General features: G+C 75.6%; 14 protein-coding genes and 1 pseudogene. 9 read left to right on the top strand and 6 right to left on the bottom strand.

The window, feature by feature from the left end:
• Positions 1 to 15: 15 nt before the first annotated feature.
• Entirely contained in the window at positions 16 to 351 is a 336-nt protein-coding gene (locus tag O7603_RS06535; RefSeq protein ID WP_281574774.1) for an Asp23/Gls24 family envelope stress response protein, read from the bottom strand.
• Positions 352 to 371: 20 nt separating this feature from the next.
• Positions 372 to 560, bottom strand: coding sequence for a hypothetical protein (locus tag O7603_RS06530; protein ID WP_281574773.1), 189 nt, complete (start codon positions 558 to 560; stop codon positions 372 to 374).
• Between the two features lie 203 nt (positions 561 to 763).
• On the opposite strand from O7603_RS06530, the gene O7603_RS06525 reads away from it, so the two are divergent.
• Both O7603_RS06525 and O7603_RS06520 read left to right on the top strand, forming a co-directional pair.
• Entirely contained in the window at positions 764 to 1654 is an 891-nt protein-coding gene (locus O7603_RS06525) for a DUF2726 domain-containing protein (RefSeq protein ID WP_281574772.1), read from the top strand.
• Positions 1655 to 1934: 280 nt separating this feature from the next.
• Positions 1935 to 3197 carry a hypothetical protein gene (locus tag O7603_RS06520; RefSeq protein WP_281574771.1) on the top strand — a complete coding sequence of 421 codons (1263 nt, stop codon included), beginning with the start codon at positions 1935 to 1937 and terminating at the stop codon, positions 3195 to 3197.
• A 206-nt stretch (positions 3198 to 3403) separates the two neighbouring features.
• On the opposite strand, the gene O7603_RS06515 is transcribed toward O7603_RS06520, so the two are convergent.
• Positions 3404 to 3751, bottom strand: coding sequence for an Lsr2 family protein (locus O7603_RS06515; protein WP_281574770.1), 348 nt, complete (start codon positions 3749 to 3751; stop codon positions 3404 to 3406).
• 508 nt (positions 3752 to 4259) lie between these two features.
• On the opposite strand from O7603_RS06515, the gene lon reads away from it, so the two are divergent.
• Positions 4260 to 6596 (top strand): endopeptidase La, encoded by a 2337-nt coding sequence (gene lon / locus O7603_RS06510; protein WP_281574769.1) that lies wholly within the window; start codon positions 4260 to 4262, stop codon positions 6594 to 6596.
• A gap of 179 nt (positions 6597 to 6775) precedes the next feature.
• Here lon and O7603_RS06505 read toward each other — a convergent pair.
• Together O7603_RS06505 and O7603_RS06500 are read right to left on the bottom strand one after the other, a co-directional pair.
• Positions 6776 to 8488, bottom strand: a pseudogene (locus tag O7603_RS06505) (DEAD/DEAH box helicase); the annotation flags it as partial.
• Between the two features lie 136 nt (positions 8489 to 8624).
• On the bottom strand, positions 8625 to 9485 hold the full coding sequence (locus tag O7603_RS06500) for a hypothetical protein (RefSeq protein WP_281574768.1): 861 nt from the start codon (positions 9483 to 9485) through the stop codon (positions 8625 to 8627).
• Between the two features lie 132 nt (positions 9486 to 9617).
• Between O7603_RS06500 and O7603_RS06495 the strand changes: the two genes are divergently transcribed.
• Genes O7603_RS06495 through O7603_RS06485 form a run of 3 tightly spaced genes read left to right on the top strand, consistent with a single transcriptional unit; the run spans position 9618 to position 11937 of the window.
• Positions 9618 to 10772, top strand: coding sequence for a histidine kinase (locus O7603_RS06495; protein WP_281574767.1), 1155 nt, complete (start codon positions 9618 to 9620; stop codon positions 10770 to 10772).
• Positions 10769 to 11374: a response regulator transcription factor gene (locus tag O7603_RS06490; protein ID WP_281574766.1), complete on the top strand. Its 606-nt coding sequence runs from the start codon at positions 10769 to 10771 to the stop codon at positions 11372 to 11374. Before O7603_RS06495 ends, O7603_RS06490 begins: the two co-directional genes overlap by 4 nt.
• 41 nt (positions 11375 to 11415) lie before the next feature.
• Entirely contained in the window at positions 11416 to 11937 is a 522-nt protein-coding gene (locus O7603_RS06485) for a 2'-5' RNA ligase family protein (RefSeq protein ID WP_281574765.1), read from the top strand.
• 51 nt (positions 11938 to 11988) lie between these two features.
• On the opposite strand, the gene O7603_RS06480 is transcribed toward O7603_RS06485, so the two are convergent.
• Positions 11989 to 14211, bottom strand: a complete 2223-nt coding sequence (locus O7603_RS06480; RefSeq protein ID WP_281574764.1) for a family 43 glycosylhydrolase — start codon at positions 14209 to 14211, stop codon at positions 11989 to 11991.
• 160 nt (positions 14212 to 14371) lie between these two features.
• On the opposite strand from O7603_RS06480, the gene O7603_RS06475 reads away from it, so the two are divergent.
• The 3 genes from O7603_RS06475 (at position 14372) to O7603_RS06465 (ending at position 17271) form a co-directional block, all read left to right on the top strand.
• Positions 14372 to 15118 carry a helix-turn-helix domain-containing protein gene (locus O7603_RS06475; protein WP_281574763.1) on the top strand — a complete coding sequence of 249 codons (747 nt, stop codon included), beginning with the start codon at positions 14372 to 14374 and terminating at the stop codon, positions 15116 to 15118.
• Between the two features lie 144 nt (positions 15119 to 15262).
• Positions 15263 to 16441: a cytochrome P450 gene (locus tag O7603_RS06470; protein ID WP_281574762.1), complete on the top strand. Its 1179-nt coding sequence runs from the start codon at positions 15263 to 15265 to the stop codon at positions 16439 to 16441.
• Positions 16438 to 17271 (top strand): isocitrate lyase/phosphoenolpyruvate mutase family protein, encoded by an 834-nt coding sequence (locus O7603_RS06465; RefSeq protein ID WP_281574761.1) that lies wholly within the window; start codon positions 16438 to 16440, stop codon positions 17269 to 17271. Before O7603_RS06470 ends, O7603_RS06465 begins: the two co-directional genes overlap by 4 nt.
• Positions 17272 to 17338 lie beyond the last annotated feature (67 nt).

Here is a 17338-nt window from a genome sequence, read left to right as displayed (position 1 = left end):
CTCAGGCCCGGCCCGTCATCGCGGCACCGGTACGTCCGGGCCGGGCACGACCAGGTCGTCCACCGTGACGGTCACCTCCCGCACGGCCAGGCCAGTCGACGCCCGCACCCGGTCGATCACCGCGTCGCGGACCGCGTCGGCGACCGCCAGCACACTCCGGCCGTACCAGGCGACCAGGTCGACGTCGACGCTCGCTACGTGGTCATCGAGGCGGACCGCCACCCCGTGCGGCCGGGCGGGTACGGGCACCAGCGCGTACACGCCGGGCACCTGCCGGGCGGCGTGTGCGGCGACCCGGGCGACCGCCTCCGGGTTGATCCGGGTGTGGCCGCGGTCGGTCCGATCGGTCATCGGGCGCTCCCGTCCCGGCGCTACCGGCGTCGGGCCGGGCGGACCCGGTCGCCGAGCCCGGTCACCGCGAGGTCCCCGTCCAGGACCCGGACGACGAGCCAGCCGAACAGGCCGGCCAGCACGGCGAGGGCGGCAACCCCGATACCGGCCGCCGCCCAGACCGCCACGACCAGGAAGCCGGCGAGGAAGCCGAACTGCTGTCGCGACATGACACCTCCCGGCGCCGATCCGCTACCGGCGCGTCGGTCTGGATACACCGCGCGGAGGACCTGGAACGTCCGAGCGGCTGTGATCCACGTCACAGCTCGACCCCGGGTTCCTCCTCGGCGTGGCGAGCGCCCGGCGCGGTGGCCACCATGATCCACCGCCTACACTCGGGCCCGTTCGACCGACCGGCGGATGGATCAGGCAGATGACGAGCACCAGTGACGACGGCGCCTGGCTGCGGGCGCTGCCCCCGGCGGGCGGGCGGACCGCCGTGCTCACCCGCGCCGGGCACCGGGTGCACGCCGGGCACCGCCTCGGCGAGCTGGTGCAGGGTCGTCCGCCGGGCATCACCGGCCACCAGTGGAGCACGGCCAGCCGGGAGGGATTCGACCTCGTGGTCTGCTCCGCCGACACCGGCCGTCCCCTCGTCGCGGTGGAGATCGGTCCGGCCGCGCCGGCCGGCTCGGCCGCGCAGCGCGCCGAACGGATGAAGAGCGCGGTGAGCGCGGCGGTCGGACTGCCGGTCCTGCGGGTCGAGTCGCCGACGCTGCGGGCCGCCGACCACGGTCGCCGGATCGTGGAGTACGTGCTCGACGCACGCGGGTACGCCGCGGCGGCCGGGGAGGCGTCCGAGCCCGGCGACCCGGAGGAGCCCGGGCCGGTCGCGTTCCGCGAGATCCTCGGCCGGCTTCCGGACGGTCGGACCGGGCACGTCAACGACCTGGGGGCGCTCGCCCGGGCCGCGGCGGTGGAGGCGTACGTCTCCCGGCGGCTCGTCGACCCGATCGTGCGCGGCCTGCACGTGCGCTGGGCCGGCGGGCCGGCGGAGGGTTGGAGCTGGGTGGAGGTCCGTCCCGGGCGCTGCCTGGTCGAGCGGGTGTCGGTGTGGGAGCACCGGTTCTCCTGCGGGATCGACCCGGCGCGGCTGGCCGAGGACCTGGCCGCCGTGGCGGTGGGTGAGCGGCTGCGCGATCCGGAGGCCGTCGAGCCGGAGCTGGTGCCCCGGGACGCGCTGCGCGCCGAGATCGTGGAGCTGAGCGCGCGCCGCGACGACCTGGTCGGCGGGTTCGCGTTCGACCACCTCTGCGCCGACTGACCTTCCGATCCGACCCGGCCCGCCCCGTCCGCCGCGTACCGTTCAGCTTTTTTCGCGACGGGGTTGAACCCTCGGCGAAGCCGTTCCGTACTCCAGCGGGAATGGACAGGATCTTCCCGTCCGGGGCACCGGACGCGGGAGGCGGTGCGGAAAAGGGCATCGTCGGTCATCGACATGCCACGGTGCGTCACGGCGGCCGCGGCAGTGGGCCGCCGATGCAATTTCCGACGGTCCGCCGAGGTCACGGATCCACGACCGGATCGCGAAGGAGAACAATTCGATGCGCAGGTCCACACGGGCGCGCCGGTCATCCGGTAACGCGCGGAGCAAGCGTCTGCTGGCCGTGGTCGGCACGCTCGTGGTCTTCGGCGGGATCGTCGCCGTGACCCAGATCTCGTCGGCGGAGGACCGGCGGTCCGGCAAGCCTCGACCGGCCGCGGGAGCCTGCGTGCAGCCCAGCCCCGGTGCGACCGCGCCGGGCGGGAGCGGCTCCACCACCCGCACCTGGCAGGACGGTCGGTGGGTCCGCAACCACTGGGGCGACGGGCAGCAGTCGGTCGCCGAGTGCGAGCAGGGCACCGGCGGCGGCAGCGGGTCCGGCGGCTCGGCGATCGCCTGCCCGGACGTGGCCGGCCAACTGCCGGACGTGCCGGGCCGCGCCCGGGCCGAGGTCGACCGCAACCTGAGCCAGCTGCAGACGCAGATCGCCGAGGCCGACCGCAGGCTCGCGGCCGAGGGCAGCCGGGGTGAGGCGTTCGTCCGGAGCGCGATCCTGCAGCCGCTGGCCAGCAAGCGGCAGGCCACCCTGGCTCGGATCACGACCGCGATCGACCGTTTCGGTCCGCGCCCGCAGAACCTGTCGCGGCTCGCCGAGTGCCAGGTCCAGCCGGTCGGCAACGGTGGAAACAACGGCGGCAACAACGGTGGCGGTAACAACGGCGGCGGCAACAACGGCGGCGGTAACAACGGCGGCGGTAACAACGGCGGACCGGGCGCCGGCCTGGGTGTGCTGGCGAACAACTGCGACAACAGCCAGCTGCAGCCGCACGACGGTTTCCAGAACGGCAACCGCTGCGTCAGCACCGAATTCGGCGAGGTGGGCGCCGCGGCGAACAACCCGTCGCTGCTGATCACCGACTTCCCGAACGAGGTCGGTCGCAGCCAGCCCTTCACGCTCCGGGTGAGCACCCGGAACCTCGTCCGGGACCGCTTCCTCGCCGCCGGCCAGGGCGGCTACTACGTGGAGAGCTCGCTGCTCAACGAGCAGGGGCTGGTGCGCGGCCACTTCCACACCGCCTGCCGGATGCTCGGCAGCCTGGACGCCCCGCCGGCGCCGCAGGAGGTGCCCGCCTTCTTCGTGGCCACCGAGGACGGCGGGGGCGGCGCGGAGCCGGACGAGGTGACCATCCAGGTCCCCGGCCTGCCGCAGTCCGGCACCGCGCAGTGCGCGGTGTGGGCCGGTGACGGGTCGCACCGGTTGCCGATGATGGAGCGGGCCAACCAGACGCCGGCCTTCGACGCGGTGCGCATCCAGGTCAACTGAGTGACGCCGGCGCGGCCGGGCCACCCGGGGCAGGAACCCCGGGTGGCCCGGCCGTCGTCGTGCCTGGCTGTCGTGCTGCGCGACCATCCGTTACCGGGGATTGCCGCGGAACGGGCGCGGCCGGCCCCGGAGGGCCGGCCGAATGGTGCCGGTGGCGCAATGCCGGGCCACGCCGATTCGACGGCGGGACGACCGACGCGTCGCGGTCAGCGGTTCTTGTAGGCCTCGACGACCTCGACCGGGATCCGACCCCGCTCGGAAATCTTGTAGCCGTTCTTGACGGCCCATTCCCGGATCGCGCGGTTCTGTTCCCGGTCCATTCCCGCCCCGCCGGCCCGGGCCGGCCGTCGCACACCGCGGGCACTCTCCACGGGACCGCGCCCGATCCGCCGCCCGGCGCTGATGTACGGGTCGAGCGCCTTGCGCAGCACGCCGGCGTTCTCGTCGGAGACGTCAATGGTGTAGGCGACGCCGTCGAGGCTGAACTCGACCGTCCGGTCGGCCTTTCCGCCATCGAGGTCGTCGGTCAGCACCGTGATTACTTTTCTGGCCATCGCCGATTACTCCCTGTCTACGGCGGGGTGTGGTCAAAGTTTGACCCACGATCGCGGTAAACCGCAAGAATATGGCGCTTTCCATTTCAGCGAGTCGCGTTATGCCGGTCCGCCAATAGCGGCCTGACCGCGGAATCGGCGGCGGGACGGCGGCCGCAATCGCCGAGGCGCCCGGCGTGTCCGGCGAAGCCGCCGCCTCCGCCGCGGTGGAGGCCCGCGGTTTCCGCGGCGGCGCGACAGCCATCCCGTTTCACCGTGCGCTCGGCGACTGCCTGCGATCTCGACGGTGTCCCGCGCTGCGCGGCCGCGCAGCGAAAACAGTGTTCCGGCCGCCCGCGGTCGCGCGGAGAAACCGGCGGTCCTCACGTCGAGGTCGCCCGGGCCCGCCGGGTGCCGCTGCCGGCCGTCGGGCCGCGCGGATCAGTGGTCTGGGTCACACCCAGGAAGAAAGGGAACGCTTTGTTACTTGAGCCTGACACGCTCAACTCAACGCGATAGCAGGTGTTCGATGGCAACTCTTCCGGTACTTCCCCTGACGGACGCCGTGCTGCTGCCCGGCATGGTGATCCCGGTGACCCTCGACCCGACCACCCAGGCCGCGGTCGACGCGGCCCGCGCGACCGGCGACCGACAGCTGCTGGCCGTGCCCCGCATCGACGGCGAGTACGGCCCGGTCGGCGCGATCGCCACCATCGAGAAGGTCGGCCGGCTGCCCAGTGGGGAGCCCGCCGCCGTGATCCGGGGCCTCGCCCGCGCCCGCATCGGCTCCGGCGTCCCTGGTCCGGGCGCCGCGCTCTGGGTCGAGGCGACCGAACTACGTGAACCCGCCCCGGCCGGCAAGGCCCGGGAACTCGCCCGCGAGTACCGCGCGCTGGTGACCTCGGTGCTTCAGCAGCGCGGCGCCTGGCAGGTCATCGACGCGATGGAGCGGATGACCGACCTCTCCGAGCTGGCCGACTCGGCCGGCTACGCGCCCTGGCTGACCCTGGAGCAGAAGACCGAGCTGCTCGCCGCGCCGGACGTCACCGCCCGGCTGGAGCTGCTGGTCGGCTGGGTGAAGGATCACCTGGCCGAGCAGGAGGTCACCGAGCAGATCAACACCGAGGTGCGGGAGGGGCTGGAGAAGTCGCAGCGGGAGTTCCTGCTGCGCCAGCAGCTCGCCGCGATCCGCAAGGAGCTCGGTGAGGACGAGCCCGACGGCTCGGCCGACTACCGGGCCCGGGTCGAGACCGCGGACCTTCCGGAGAAGGTCCGCGAGGCGGCGCTGCGCGAGGTCGGCAAACTCGAGCGGGCCAGTGACGCCTCCCCGGAGGCGGGCTGGATCCGGACCTGGCTGGACACGGTGCTGGAGATGCCGTGGAGCACGCGTACCCAGGACAACACCGACCTGGCCGCGGCCCGCGAGGTGCTCGACGCCGACCACGCCGGCCTGGCCGACGTGAAGGACCGCATCCTGGAGTACCTCGCGGTGCGCAACCGCCGCGCCGAGCGCAACCTCGGCGTCGTCGGCGGGCGTGGCTCCGGCGCGGTGCTCGCCCTCGCCGGCCCGCCCGGGGTCGGCAAGACCAGCCTCGGCGAGTCGGTCGCCCGGGCGCTCGGCCGCAACTTCGTCCGGGTCTCCCTGGGCGGCGTGCGGGACGAGGCGGAGATCCGCGGTCACCGGCGCACCTACGTCGGGGCGCTGCCCGGCCGGATCGTCCGCGCGCTGCGGGAGGCCGGCTCGATGAACCCGGTCGTGCTCCTCGACGAGGTGGACAAGCTGGCCGCCGGCTACGCCGGCGATCCGGCCGCCGCCCTGCTGGAGGTGCTCGACCCGGCGCAGAACCACACCTTCCGGGACCACTACCTGGAGGTCGACCTCGACCTGTCCGACGTGCTCTTCCTGGCCACCGCGAACGTGGTGGAGGCCATCCCCGGCCCGCTGCTGGACCGGATGGAGCTGGTCACCCTGGACGGCTACACCGAGGACGAGAAGGTGGCCATCGCGCGGGACCACCTGCTGCCCCGGCAGCGGGAGCGGGCCGGGCTGACCGCCGACGAGGTGACCGTGGCCGACGAGGCCCTCGCCCAGATCGCGGGGGAGTACACCCGGGAGGCCGGCGTCCGGCAGCTCGAGCGGGCCCTCGCCAAGATCCTGCGGAAGGTGACGGTCACCCTGGCCGACGACCCGACCCCGGTCCAGGTCGACACCGGGAACCTGGCCCGCTACCTGGGTCGGCCGAAGTTCACGCCGGAGTCGGCGGAGCGGACGGCCGTGCCCGGCGTGGCGACCGGCCTGGCGGTCACCGGGGCCGGCGGGGACGTGCTCTTCATCGAGGCGACCAGCATGGAGGGCGAGCCGGGGCTGACCCTGACCGGCCAGCTCGGCGACGTGATGAAGGAGTCCGCACACATCGCGCTGTCGTACCTGCGGTCGAACGGGCGACGCTTCGGCATCGACCCGAACGCCCTGGCCGGGCGGCGGATCCACGTGCACTTCCCGGCGGGCGCGGTGCCCAAGGACGGTCCGAGCGCCGGCATCACCATGGTGACCGCGCTGGCCTCCCTGGTGACCGGCCGGCCCGTCCGGCCCGAGTTCGGCATGACCGGTGAGGTGACCCTCTCCGGGCGGGTGCTGCCCATCGGCGGGGTGAAGCAGAAGCTGCTCGCCGCGCACCGGGCCGGCCTGACCGAGGTGATCATCCCGGCCCGCAACGAGCCGGACCTGGACGACCTGCCCACCGAGGTCCGCGAGGCGCTGACCATCCACACCCTCGCCGACGTGGCCGACGTGCTCGCCCTGGCGCTGCGCCCGGCCGAGCTCGACGCGGAGTCGCTGGACGGCTCGGCGCTCGCCGCCGCCTGACGGCTGCCCGACCGGGAGCCCCCTGCCACCGCCCCGAGCGGCGGCAGGGGGCTCCCGCCGTCTCAGCGCTCGCGCCGGTCCCGCCGGTCGCCGTCGTAGCGCCGGTCACCGCCCTCGCGCCGCCGGTCACCGCCGTCAGGGCGCCGGCCGCCGCCGTACGGGCGGTCGGTGGCCCGGGCCCGCCGGTCCCCGTCGTCGCCGTCGCGGTCCCGGCGTACGGTCGCCTTGCGACCCTTGATCGTGCTGCCCCGCAGCCCCGCGATCACCTCGTCGGCCACCGCGTACGGCACCTCGATCAGCGAGAACCGGTCGGCGATCTCGATCGAGCCGATGTCCCGGCCGCTGACCCTGGTCTCCCCGGTGATCGCCCCGACCAGGTCCTGCGGGCGCACCCCGGCCCGCCGGCCGAGCCCGACGAAGACCTGCGTGGTGCCGCCGGCGCGGGGCCGGGCGCCGCCGCGCCGTTCGCCGCGGACCTCCGGCCGTCCCTCCCGCGGGCCGCGCACCGGGATCTGCGGGATCTCCTCCTCGTCGTCCGCGCCCGGCGAGGTCGTCTCGTGCGCCAGCTTCACCGCGGCGAGGGCGACCTCCATCAGGTCGAACTCGTCGGTCAGCGACTCCACGATCACCCGGAACGACTCCAGGTCGTCCTCGAGCAGGCTCTCCCGCAGCGCCGCCTGGGTCAGCTCCAGCCGCCGGGTCCGCAGGTCCGCCACGGTGGGGATCTTGTCGATCGCGATCCGCTGCCCGGTCACCCGCTCGATGGTCTTGAGCATCCGGTGCTCGCGCGGCTCGGCGAGGGTGATCGCCACCCCCTCGCGCCCGGCCCGACCCACCCGGCCGATCCGGTGCACGTACGACTCCGGCGCCGAGGGCACGTCGTAGTTCACCACGTGGCTGAGCTGCTCGACATCGAGGCCGCGGGCGGCCACGTCGGTGGCGACCAGCAGGTCGGCGGTGCCGGCGCGCAACCGCCCCATCACCCGGTCGCGCTGCTCCTGGCTCATCCCGCCGTGCAGCGCCTCGGCCCGGTAGCCCCGGCCGTTCATCGTCTCGGTGAGCCGGTCCACCTCCTCCCGGCTGCGGCAGAACACGATCGCCGCGGTGGGCGACTCGACGTCCAGCACCCGGCCCAGCGCGGCCGGCTTGTGCGACCGGTTGACGATGTACGCGCTCTGCCGCACGCGGGGCGCCTCACCGGCGACCGGCTGCTCCCGCTCGATCTGGATCCGGACCGGGTCGCTGAGATGCTGCCGGGCCATCCCGTCGATCCGGGACGGCATGGTGGCCGAGAAGAGGACCGTCTGCCGCTGCTCGGGCGCGTGCTCCAGGATCGCCTCGATGTCCTCGGCGAAGCCCATGTCCAGCATCTCGTCGGCCTCGTCCAGCACCACCGTGGCCAGGCCACCCAGCCGCAGCGTGCCCCGCGCGATGTGGTCCAGCGCCCGGCCGGGCGTGGCGACCACCACGTCCACCCCGGCGTCGAGGGCGCGCAGCTGCCGGCCGATCGGCTGCCCGCCGTAGATCGGCAGCACCCGGGCGCCGAGCTCCCGGCCGTAGCGGTGGAACGCCTCCGAGACCTGCACCGCCAGCTCCCGGGTCGGCACCAGCACCAACGCCACCGGATCGGCCGCGTCGCCGTGCGCCGGCATCCGCTGCAGCAGCGGCAGCGCGAAGGCGGCGGTCTTGCCGGTGCCGGTGGCCGCCTGCCCGAGCAGGTCCTGCCCGGCCAACAGCGGAGGGATCGCCTCCCGCTGGATCGGAGTGGGCTCCTCGTAGCCGAGGGCGGACAGCGCGCCGAGCAGCTCCTCGCGGAGCCCGAGGTCCGCGAAGCCGGTCGCCTCGTCAGTGCCGGAATCGGTGGGGTGGGTCTCTTCAGGTGCCGAACTCATGTGACAAGCCTTTCATCACCGCTGTCGGCCCGCCGCGCCGACCGGCAACCCGACGGTCACCGGCCGCCCCGGGCGCCCGGCTCCGCGCCGGTCGGTCGCCCGCCACCCCGTGCCGGCGGGCGGTCCCGCCGGCCCGTCAGGCGGCCAAAATGGCCAGGACGATCGTGATGCCGAGAACCGCATCGAGCACCGCGCACCACTCGGCGTACCCGCGCGGCACCACCTCGCCGCGGCGGTGGTGCACCACGTCCCAGACCGCGTGGGCGAGCCACCCGGCCGCGACCAGCCAGGCGGCGGCCCGGCCGCCGACCACGACCGCGACCAGCACCAGACCCGACCAGGCGGCCAGACCGGCGAGCTGCCGGGCCAGCATGCCCGGTCCGTTCAGCTGACCCCGGTACGCGCCGATGACCAGGTAGCCGGCGGGCAGCACCAGCATGGTCCACGGGCTGAGCACAGACGGGGACACCCAGTGGTCGACGGTCATCAGCAGGGCCAGCCCGGCCGGCCAGCGGCGCAGCGCAGCCTCGACCATCGGGTGCCGCCGGCGCGCCGGCGCGGCGGCGTCGTGCCGGTGCCGCAGCGCCACGAGCAGCATCGCCGGCAGCATGAGCAGGTGCCCGCCGAGCATCAGCGCGTCGCCGGCGAGCCGTCCCGCCCAGTACGGCACGAGCAGCACCAGGAACGGGACGTACATGGCGGCGGCCATCTCCGCGCACGCCCCCCAGGAGTGGCGGCGGTGCCGCATCCACACGATCATGCCGACGGTCATGTCGGTCGCCATCACGAACGCGGCCACGTCCGGCCGGACGAGGACGGCGGTGAGTCCGAGCGGGGCGCCGGCGACCCGCCACAGCGGAGCGAGCAGCAGCATCCCGGCCACCATCGCGAGCGCCATCTCGCCGAGGTGCCGCAGCAGGTGACGGACGCCGCCGGCCGCGTGCGGAGCCGACGAGGGAGCGGGAGAAGCCGGGTGGTGCGTCAGCGTGTCTGTCATGCCCTCGACCCTGCCGGCGCCCGGCGTCGCGGAACAGCCGCGCCTGTCACCGGTTCTCGGTGCGGATCGCACGGTCCACCCGTGACATTCGGCAGGGGCGGACCGTGCGCCGCCGGCCCTAAGATCGGGTCCGTGACGCAGGAGGCCGCAGGGACCTGGGCTGATCGGCGGTTGCGCCGCGCCCGCGCGGCCACCCTGTTCTCCCTCGCCACCGGGATCTGGGCCAGCCTGCTCCTGCCGCTGGTCGGTATCGCCCGGGAACCGGATCCGGCGCGTGCCGCGCTCGGCGCCGTGGGCGTCGTCGCCTTCACCGCCAGCCAGGCCGCCGTGCTTTACGCGGCGGTGACGCCCTGGCTGGCGCAGCGGTGGCGCCGTCGCGCCCAGTGGTGCCTCGGCGTGGTCGCGCTGCTGACCGTCCCGCTGGTCGGCCCGGTCGCCGCAGGTGCGTGGCCCACCTGGGCGTGGCTCGGCGCCTCCCTGATCGGCATGGCACCGTTGCTGCTCCGGCTCCCGGCAGCGCTGGTGATCTCCGTGGTGACCCTCGTCGCCACGGTCGGCGTGGCCCTCTGGACCGGCGGCCAGGTCTGGCGCTTCCTCGCGGTGACCGGCGGTGTCGGCGCGGGCGTCGCCCTGGTCAACGGGTTGCAGGTGTGGTTCTGGGACCTGCTCGTCGAGGCGCGCGCCGGCCAGGCGGCGCAGGCCCGGCTGGCCACCGCGGAGGAGCGGCTGCGCTTCGCCCGCGACGTGCACGACGTGCTGGGGCACAGCCTCACCGTCATCGCGTTGAAGTCCGAACTCGCCGCCCGCCTCGTGGAAGTGGACGCCGAGCGGGCCGGCCGAGAGGCCACCGAGGTGCAGGGGTTGGCGATCTCGGCGCTGGCCGAGGTGCGGGAGGCCGTCCACGGCTACCGGGCCGTCGACCTGGGCGACCAGCTCGCCGCCGTCGCCGGGGTGCTGCGCTCGTGCGGCGTACGGTGCACCCTGGTGCCCCCGCCGGCGGACCTGCCGCCGACGGCCGCGAGCGACCTGGCCGCGGTGCTGCGGGAGGCCGGCACGAACGTGCTGCGGCACAGCCGAGCCGGCTGGTGCCGGATCGAGATCGTCCGGGAGGGCGACCTGGCCCGGATGACCGTGACCAACGACGGCGCCGAGGAGCGCGTCCCGGACGCGCGCAGCAGCGGCCTGCGCGGCCTCGCCGACCGGCTCGGCGCGGCCGGTGGCCGGCTGCACGTCCGGCGCGACGAGGACGTGTTCACCCTCGAAGCCACCGTGCCGGTCCCGGCATGATCCGCGTCCTGCTCGCCGACGACGAGGACCTGGTCCGGATGGCGGTGGGCGCCCTGCTCGGGCTCGAACCCGACCTGGATGTGGTGGCCCAGGCGGCCGACGGGCCGGCGGCGGTCACCGCGGCGTTGGCCCACCGACCGGACGTGGCCGTGGTGGACCTGGAGATGCCGGGCCGGACCGGCATCCAGGTCGCCGGCGAGCTGGCGCGCGCCCTGCCCGAATGCGCGGTGGTGCTGCTCACCGGGCACGGCCGCCCGGCCCACCTGCGGCAGGCGCTGACCGCCGGGGCCCGAGGGTTCCTGCCCAAGGGCGCGCCCGGCGGCGCGCTCGCCGACGTGATCCGCCGGGTGCACGCGGGCGGCCGGTACGTGGACCCGGCCCTGGCCGCCGACGCGCTCACCCTCCCGGCCTGCCCGCTGACGCCCCGGGAGCTGGAGACGCTGCGGCTGGCCGAACTCGGCGCCCCGGTCGCCGTGATCGCCCGCCGGGCGCACCTGTCCGCGGGCACGGTGCGCAACTACCTCGCCGCGGCGGTGCAGAAGCTCGGCGCGGCCAACCGGGCAGAGGCGATCCGCACCGCCCGCGAGAACGGCTGGCTCTGACCGTCCATGGCCCCGCCGGTCCGGGAAGCTAACGTGAGCGGGTGCGTACGGTCGAACTGCTCTGTTCGGCGGAGCTGGACGCGGCGGTCCGGACGGCCTGGGAGCGGCTGGCCGCGACCGGCCTGCCGAGCCTGGCCCGCAACACCCATCCCACCAACCGGCCGCACCTGACCCTCGCCGCGGTGGACGAGTTTCCGCCCGGCGCCGAGGATCGACTCGCCGCCCTCTTCGACTCGGCGCTGCCCCTGCCCGCCCGCGTCGACCGGGTGGCGGTGCTCGACGGCAGCGCTCCGCTGGTCTGGCTGGTGCGGCCCACCCCCGGGTTGCTCGCCCTGCACGGCGCGGTCTGGGACGTGCTCGCCGACGCGCCCGGGCCGCGCCCGTGGCACCTGCCGGGGCGCTGGGTCCCGCATCTGAGCCTGGCGCTGCGGTTTCGGGACGCCGATCGTCGCCGGGCCCGGGCGGTGGTCGGTGGCGAGCGCCCGTCCGGCGACTTCGTCGCGGCGCGCAGCTACGACGGCGACACCCGCAGCGTCGGGCCGTTCACACCCGCCGCGCGTTGACCGGGGTCCCTCCACTGTCGAGTCCGGCAGGGAGGGACCCCGGCTGTCCGGTCAGCGGTAGAAGCGCAGGTAGTCGAACTCGGCGGTGACCGCCGGCTGAGCGCCGCCGTGGGCGATCAGGCCGATCCGGGGTGTGGTGTCCGCCGGGAGGGTCCACACCGCACCCCACGTCCAGGTACGCCCGTCCCGGCTCGACCCGGCCCGGAACTCGTGCTCGCCGCTGACCGGGTCGACGTGGTGCGCCAACCGCAGCCAGGTGGTGGTGGCGGGCGTGCCGACGATGCTGCCGCCGTACACCGGCTGGCCGGCGAACGGCAGCTCGTAGCCGTACTCGACCTGCCGGGTGTTCCAGATCGCCACCTGGGCCAGCCGCGCGAAGCGGTCGTCGTCGACGTACGCGACCAGGCCGGCCTGCTGGTAGTTGCGGACCGAGTCCTCGCCCAGGTCGAGGGTCACCTTCGTCTCGACGACGTAGTCACCGGCCGGCGCGTCGCGCAGCAGCACGCCGGCGGTGTTGCCGGTGCCGGCCAGGTCGCCGCCCTGCACCGGCCAGCGCAGCGCGCCGCCGGCCACCGCCGCCGCCGGGTCCGGGCGGACCCAGCTCCAGGCCGGCCCGAGGCCGTCGCGGAACTCGTCGGACCACGCCGGCAGCGGCGCGCCGACCCGCGGCCCGGGGGAGGCGGCCCGCGCCGGTCGGTACAGCCGGGCCGCGCTGACGTTGTCGAACTCGGCGGCTCCGCCCGTCGCGCGCAGGCTCACCCGACCCGCGACCGGGCGGTCCAGTCGCAGCGTCACCACGGCGAGCTGGTCGCCGAGCCGGGCCGGGCTCAGTTCGGCGACGAGTTGGCGGCCACGTACCTCGACGGCCAGGTTGTGCCGGTCGGCGGCGGCGAATCCGGCGGGCAGCGGGGCGGTGGCCGTCCGGCCCCCGTCGCGGGCAACGAGCCGGCCGCCCGCCGCGTCGACGCGGACCTCGACCCGGTTGGCCAGGGCGATGCCGGCGGCGTCCGCGCCGGTCAGCCGCAGGTCGGCCTCCGCCCGCACGTCGCCGCCGACGGTCGTACGGCTGGTCAGCTCGCCGCGTCCGGTGAGCCGGCCGTCGGCCACCCGCCAGTCGCCGGTGCCCCGCCGCCACCCGGCCAGGCCGCCGTCGAAACGCTCGTCCAGCGTGCCGGTGGCGACCGGCGCCGGCCGGTTCCCCTCCGACGGGCCGGTCCCGGCGTTCACCGTCGGCCAACCGTCGATCCAGTCCAGCCGGTCCAGCAGCATCGGCCGCTCGTTGATGCCGAACGGCTCGTCCAGGTACGGGTCCGCCCGGTCGATGGCGTGGTACACGATCCAGTCCTGTCCGGACAGATCGGTCAGGAAGCCGTTGTGCCCGGTGCCGATCCACCGGTTGCCATTCTGGGTGAGCACCGGCGTGCCGCCGGCGCGGGACGCGACCAGCGGGGTCCCGTCGCGGTCCAGGAACGGCCCGCGTGGGCCGGTCGCCCGCCCGACCTGGACGGAGTAGCCGGTGGCCGGGCCGGCGCAGCAGTTCGCCGTGGACGCGAAGAGGTAGTAGAAGCCGTCGTGGCGCAGCACGTAGGCGCCCTCGAACTTGTTGTCGATCGCGACCAGCGTCGGGGCGCCCACCGTGCGCAGCCCGTCGGGGGAGAGTTCGGTGACCGAGATGCCGCCGTAGTAGCTGCCGTAGTAGAGGTAGCTGGTCCCGTCGACGTCGGTGAACTGGCTCGGGTCGATGGTGGTGAGGAAACCGCCGCCCCCGCCGGCGCGTGGGGCGACGACCGGCTGGTCGGCGAAGGTCCACGGGCCGGTCGGGGTGGGCGCGGTGGCCGCGCCGATGGCGTAGTCACTGCCGTCGGTCGAGACGGTGGTGTCGGTGACGGTCACGTACATGACGTACCGGTCGCCGATCCGGCGGACGTCCGGGGCCCAGAAGGCCGCGCCGGGCGCGGCGTAGGGCGGGCGCTGGTCGGGCCCGAAGGCGTCGCCGACGTACGTCCAGTCGACCAGGTCGGCGGAGCGCGCGGTGGGCACCCGGTGGAACTGTCGCTCGCCCTCGCGCAGCGGGTCGGTGGTGCCGTAGGCGTACCAGTAGCCGTCGTCGCCCCGGACGATCACCGGGTCGGCGAAGGTGTCGCCGACGCCCGCGGAGATCGGGTTGTGGTACCGGGCGGCGGACGGTCGATCGGCGGCGGCCGGCGCCGGGGCGGCGGCCAGCAGCAGACCGAGTACGGCGGCGAGCGCGCCGCCGCGGCGGAGGTGTCCCATCAGTCCTGCCTCGGGTCGGGTGGATGGTGGTGGGGTGGTACGGCGTGCGTGTCCGTTCCTACAACGATGGATACAACGTTGTAAAGAGCCGGCTGAGGTCGTCGACGTGTCCCGTGCCGCGTCGGCGGGGACCGAACCGTCGCCGTGCCAGCATGGGCGGATGCACCCCACGACCACCGACGCGCCGGCCCTGGCCCAGCTCGCCGCCCTGCTGGCCGACACCACCCGGGCCCGGTTCTGCCTGGCCCTGCTCGACGGGCGGGCCTGGACGGCAGGGGAGCTGGCCCGGGCCGCCGGCGTCGCGGCGTCCACCGCGAGCGACCACCTCAGCCAGCTGGTCCGGGGCGGGCTGCTGGTGCAGGAACGGCAGGGGCGGCACCGTTACGTGCGGCTGGCCGACCCGTCCGTGGCCCAGCTCATCGAAGACCTGGCCGGGCGGGTGGGAGCCGCGCCGCCGCCGGCCCGCTCGTTGCGCGCCGCCCGCGCCACCGCCGCCCAGGCGTACGCCCGGACCTGCTACGACCACCTCGCCGGCCGGCTCGGCGTGCTGGTGCACGACGCGCTGCTCGACCGGGGCCTGCTGGACCGGGCCGGCGGGCTCACCCTCACGCCGGCCGGGCTGGACTGGTGCGCCGACCTCGGGCTGACGGTGGCGCCGCTGCGCGCCACCCGCCGGCCGCTGCTGCGCGACTGTCTCGACTGGACAGAACGCCGCCCGCACCTCTCCGGCGCGCTCGCCGCGGCCCTCTGCGCGCGCCTGCTCGACCTGGGCTGGCTGGCCCGGGGCGACGGCCGCGCCGTCCGGCTCACCCCCGACGGCGCCCCGGCGCTGGCCGCCGCCCTCGGCGTGCCCGCGGCCACCCTGGCGCCGCCCGCGACCACCGACACCGGCGGCGGGCGCGCCTGACGCCGATGACCGACACCGTCTCCCCGACGTGCCGATGTCCCGGTCCACGGGACACCGCCAGTGGGCGACACGGAGTCGATCAAGGCGTCGGGGCGGGGTGACACTTCGGCGGGGGCCGTAGGGTCGCGCGCCTAGCGTCGACGCGTGACCGCGACCTGGCCCGTCCTCGCCCCTGCCTCCGACACCCCGCCGTGCGGCCCGCCCCGCCCGCACCCGGACACCGGCTGGACGCTCACCCGGTACGCCGACGTGCGCGCCGCCCTCGTCGAACCCTCCTGCCGGGTGCCGGTCGCCGAGCCCGGCCCGCCGGGCACGCTGGCCGGGTTGCGCGGCGCGGTGAGCCGGTTCAGTGCCCCGGCGGAGCACCCGAGAAGGCGGGACGTAGGCGTCGCGGCGCTGGCGACGCTCGACCCGGACGCGCTGCGCGAGCACGCGAGCCGGCTGTCCGGCGCGGCGCTGGATTCGGCCGGCGGCCGCCTGGACGTGGCGGGCGCGCTCGCCCGGTGCGTACCGGTGCGGGTGCTGGCCGCGCGACTCGGCTTCGCCGACCCGGACGCGGCCGTGCCGGCGGTGGCCGCCGTCGCCGCCGCGTACCACCCCGGGGCCGAACCGGCGGTGGTGCGGCGGGCGGACCGGGCGGTGGCCGCCCTGGTGGCGCTGGCCCCGCCGGACCCGTTCGAGGCGCTGGCCAACCGGATCGGGCTGCTGGTCCAGGCGTGCGACGCGACGGCCGGGCTGATCTGCGCCGGCGCCCGCCACCTGCTGCCTCCGGCCGAGGCTCCCGCCACCCCGCGCGCCCACCCCGCCCTCGGTCGCCACCTGCTGCCTCCGCCCGGGGCGCCGGCCACGCCGCGCGCCCACCCCGGGGGCGACGCGGCGCGAGCGGGCGGCGGCACCGCGCCGACCGGGCCCGACGCCGACGCCGTACCGGCCGCCTCCGGCGGGGACCTGGTGGACCTGCTCGCCGAGGTGCTGCGGCTGGATCCGCCGGTCCGGGGCAGCCGGCGGATCACCGCCGGCGACGTGCGGATCGGCGGCGTCGAGCTGCCGGCCGGCACGCCGCTGGTGCTGCGCTTCGACGCGGCCAACCGGGATCCGGCGGTCTTCGCCGAGCCGGACGTGTTCCGGCCCGGCCGGGCCGCGGCGGCGCTGACCTTCGGCGTCGGACCCCGCGGCTGCCCCGGCAGCGGGCACGCCCTGGCGCTGGCCGCCGGGGTGCTGGACGTGCTGCGCGAGCGGTGCCGTCGCGTCCCGGGGCCGGTGCGGTACGAACCGCACCCGCTGCTGCGGGTGCCGACCCGGCTCGAGGTGGTAGCGCGATGAGCGACCGGCACGCCGCGTTCCACGCCCTGCACCACGCCGGCACGCCGCTGCTGCTGCCCAACGCCTGGGACCACGCCTCGGCCGCCGCGCTCGCCACCCGCGGATATCCGGCGGTCGGCACCACGAGCCTCGGCGTCGCCGCCGCGGCCGGCCTGCCCGACGGTGCCGCGGCCACCCGGGCGGAGACCCTGCGGCTGGCCCGACTGCTGCGCGGGGTGTCCACGCTCCTCACCGTCGACCTGGAGGCGGGATTCAGCGACGACCCGGCCGAGGTCGCGGCGCTCGCCGTCGAACTGGCCGGGCTCGGCGTGGTCGGGATCAACCTGGAGGACGGCCGGTCGGACGGGACACTCGACCCGCCTGCGCTGACCGCGGACAAGGTGGCGGCGGTCAAGGTCGCGGCCCCGGACCTCTTCGTCAACGCCCGCACCGACGCCTGGTGGCTCGGTGTCCCCGACCCGTTGCCGCAGGCGCTGGAGCGGGCCGGGGCGTACCGGGCGGCCGGGGCGGACGGCATCTTCACGCCCGGCGTGCCGGACGCCGCCACGGTCGGCGTCCTGGTCGCGGAACTCGACGCCCCGCTGAACGTGCTGTACCGGCCGGGCGGTCCGACCGTCGCCGAGCTGGGCCGGCTCGGGGTGGCTCGGATCAGCACCGGTTCGCTGCTGTTCCGCGCGGCGCTCGGGGCCGCGTTGGCGACCGTGGACGCCCTGCGGTCCGCGGATCCGGGCCCGGCCGCGGGTCCGGATCCTCGCGTGGGGCCGGCCGTCCCGCCGGAGCCACCGTCGTACGCCGAGGTCCAGCGGCTGAGCGGAGCCGTCGAGGAGTGACCGGTTCGTCCCCGTCCCGACCCCGGCTCGCCGGGCCCTCCCACAACGTCGTCAATCGGGGTGCTTA

Source organism: Micromonospora sp. WMMD812 (genome assembly GCF_027497215.1).
In the GTDB taxonomy this organism is placed as follows: Bacteria; Actinomycetota; Actinomycetes; order Mycobacteriales; family Micromonosporaceae; genus Micromonospora.
This window is presented reverse-complemented; position numbering and strand designations above follow the sequence as displayed.